Raw genomic sequence first — 3,170 nt, 5'->3', positions numbered from 1 at the left:
CTTGTAAACCTGACCCAATATAAACCCCCGGTTTTGGCAAGATTGCTGAACAATCAAATATGGGTGGCCGATGGTTTAATCGATGTGTGGGCAACGCCATTGCCGGACAGCATTTTGCTCGACCGCGTCCGCGACGGAACGAAGCTGACCCTCACAGGCGTAACCGCTGACAATTTTCTCGAGGTTAAGCTCGCTGGTGGCCGTTATGGTTATCTTGCCGATGCGACATCGATCTTGGCGCGCCTTGGCGGTAAGCCGGTTGCGATTGATTTCAATCCCGAGACGTGTGCCTTTGCTGGTGAAATCGGCGCTGAATTTGCAAAAATCGGCGCTCAGTTGCAAGCCCAGTGGCGCGCAATTGAGTCAAAAGAGTTTGCCGACGAGGCTGCTCGCGACAAGGCCTTTGCGAAGGCCGAGGGCGTCAGCACTTACGTTCGTTTGCGCCGTTCTTTTGAGGGACTGTCGCTGACGGGCCTGGGGCAGCATTATGAGTCGCAGTCGCTTTATTTTGATGACTCGCCGGCAAAGGTCATTGAGGTTTTTCGCGCCCAAGGGTTCAACATCGGGCGCGACGGGCTTTTTCAGTCCACCGAATTATATGCCGGGATTAGCGCGACGCGCGGTGAAAGCGCTGCATATGGCAAAACCGAACTCGGCTGCGGCGTTTAAAACACCGCAGCGCCATTACGCAGCCTGATGCTTAGCGTTTTTCCTCCGGTGCGACCGAAATACGTACTGTCTCGCCGCCATTGCCGGGGAACCCAGTGAACATGGCTTCGACCAAATTGGGAACGAGATAAGGGAGCTTGTTTGAGCGCGACTTGGCTTCGGCCTTGCCTTCGAACAGGCGCTTGCCGTCACCGTTGCGGTCGATTTTCATGTCGAGATTTGCCGTGTAAACGGTGAAGCTGTCGACATCATAAGGACGGTTAAAGCCGCTGTAGAGGAACGGGTCATAATAGCCGACGACATACCGCGCACCGCGGCGGGTGCGGACGACATAAGGTCGATAGAAGCTGCTATAGCCCCAATAAGGGTCGTAAAACGGGTCCTGCCGAACGATATTGCGTTCCTTACCCTGGTCAACATCATAACCCAGTGAAACAGTCATATCGGCGTTTGCGCCCGATGCCGGTACATAACCGATTTCCTGAAGCTCATTTGCCACCAATGCCGCATATTGCCCGAACTCGATGCCGCCTGCATCGGCAGGGTCGGCCGCGCGAATAACGAAGGTCTGGCCCTGCGGTGCGGGAAGTTCCTGAAAACGCGAGACGTCTGCATTGAACGGTGTTGCGCATGCACCCAATGCCAGCAAAGCCAGCGGGGCGAGATAGGTTGCAGCCTTTTTCATCAGTTATAATCCTTCACGCTCGGCCGGTTGCCGAATATTCGTTAACGTAGCACAATTATCATGGTTTCGCTGAACTGCGGTTGAACGATGAAAAAGCCCCGTTCAACGAAGCAAGCCCCGTTCAACGAAGCAAACCAAGTGCAGCATAAGCCGCCTTCAGTGTGGGAGCGCTCAACTCGCGTGCCTTGGCAGCCCCCTTGGCCAGTGCGGCGCCGATCTGCTCATGGTCATCTTTTAGTTCGGAAAACCGCGTCGAAATGGGCCGAAAATGCTCCACAACAATTTCCGCCAGCGCAGGCTTAAACGTTCCAAAGCCCTGGCCGCCAAAGCGCGATAGCGTGTCTGCAACTGCCTCATCGGCAAAGGCTGCATAAATGCCGACCAGATTTTTGGCTTCGGCGCGGCCCTCCAGACCATCTGGCTCGGATGGCAGTGGTTCAGGATCGGTCTTTGCCTTTTTGATTTTGCTTAAGATCGTATCGGCATCGTCAGTCAGATTGATTCGGCTCATGTCGCTCGGATCAGACTTCGACATTTTCGCGCTGCCGTCGCGCAAGCTCATGATTCGCGCAGTCGCTTTGGGGATGATTGGATTGGGCAGAGTGAATATGTCCTTACCATTGCCGAAATCGGTGTTGAATTTCTGTGCAATGTCACGAGCAAGCTCGAGATGTTGTTTCTGGTCTTCGCCCACGGGCACATGAGTCGCCTGATACAGCAACACATCTGCAGCCTGCAGAACTGGGTATGTGAACAAAGCGATGCTGGCGCCTTCGCGATTCTTGCCCGATTTATCCTTAAATTGAGTCATCCGGTTCAACCACCCCATGCGCGCTGTGCCAGTGAGCAACCATTGGAGCTCGGCATGGGCAGGGACCTGCGCCTGATTGAACAAAATCGCCTTGTCGGTATCAAGACCGCACGCAAGCAACGCAGCGGCCATTTCGCGTGTATTTGCAGTCAATTCGCTGGGCACGTGCGGCATCGAAATGGCGTGCAGGTCAGCCAGAAAATACAGGCACTCCATTTCGTCCTGCATTTTGACCCAGTTGCGGATTGCCCCCAGATAATTTCCCAGATGAAGGTTGCCAGTTGGCTGAATGCCAGAAACGACGCGCATGTATGTTACTCGCTTGATTGAGCCGCGGGCGTTGCTGCACGCCGCCGGAGGAGGGATTTCAGTTCGTGAGGCCGGTACGCGCCGAAAAGGAAGATGGCCAGCGCATATACTAAACCGCCAGCGCTCACCATGACGGTGAGCACGGCTATACGCCGCCACAATCCGGTGCCCAACTGGTCCTCGATGATCGCATTGCCGAAAAAGAGCGCGATGCCCATGACGGCTGCCGCAAGGACAATGCGCCAAGCCTTCCGCTTTAGCCGAACATCGACGGCAACATGGCCGCGCTTGCGCAAGGTAAACCAGAGCAAGGCAACATTGACCCATGCCGCAATGGCCGTTGCGACCCCAACGCCAATATGCGCGAGTGGCCAGATGAGAATGAGGTTACCGACGAGGTTGACCAGCATGGACCATAAGGCGAGCCGCAAAGGCGTCTTGGTGTCGCTGCGCGCGTAAAATCCCGGAGTGAGCACCTTGATAAGCACATAAGCAGGAACGCCTGCCGAAAACGCCATGAGGACCGCCGCCGTGCCGCGCGTGTCGGCAGGGGTGAATGCGCCATGTTCAAAAATGCCGTGGACAATGGGAATGGCTGACACAATCAACGCTACGGTTGCTGGCATCGCAAAGAACAGGGCCAATTCGACCGCGCGGTTTTGCGTATCGGATGCAGCTTTACTATCGGAGCCTGCA

At 55.5% G+C, this 3,170-nt stretch carries 4 protein-coding genes; 1 reads left to right on the top strand and 3 read right to left on the bottom strand.

All coding sequences use genetic code 11. The features are described from left to right. A partial coding sequence (locus ACLL9E_RS11205) for a hypothetical protein (protein WP_411291815.1) occupies positions 1-669 on the top strand: 669 nt, incomplete at its 5' end. Between the two features lie 31 nt (positions 670-700). On the opposite strand, the gene ACLL9E_RS11200 is transcribed toward ACLL9E_RS11205, so the two are convergent. The 3 genes from ACLL9E_RS11200 to murJ all read right to left on the bottom strand — a co-directional run. Further along, on the bottom strand, positions 701-1,354 hold the full coding sequence (locus ACLL9E_RS11200; protein WP_411291814.1) for a DUF4136 domain-containing protein: 654 nt from the start codon (positions 1,352-1,354) through the stop codon (positions 701-703). Positions 1,355-1,475: 121 nt separating this feature from the next. Next, on the bottom strand, positions 1,476-2,474 hold the full coding sequence (trpS, locus tag ACLL9E_RS11195) for a tryptophan--tRNA ligase (RefSeq protein ID WP_411291813.1): 999 nt from the start codon (positions 2,472-2,474) through the stop codon (positions 1,476-1,478). A gap of 5 nt (positions 2,475-2,479) precedes the next feature. Next, positions 2,480-3,170 (bottom strand): murein biosynthesis integral membrane protein MurJ (gene murJ / locus ACLL9E_RS11190; protein ID WP_411291812.1); only part of this gene is annotated, 691 nt, incomplete at its 5' end.

Source organism: Sphingorhabdus sp. (assembly GCF_046596595.1).
In the GTDB taxonomy this organism is placed as follows: Bacteria; Pseudomonadota; Alphaproteobacteria; order Sphingomonadales; family Sphingomonadaceae; genus Sphingorhabdus_B.
This window is presented reverse-complemented; position numbering and strand designations above follow the sequence as displayed.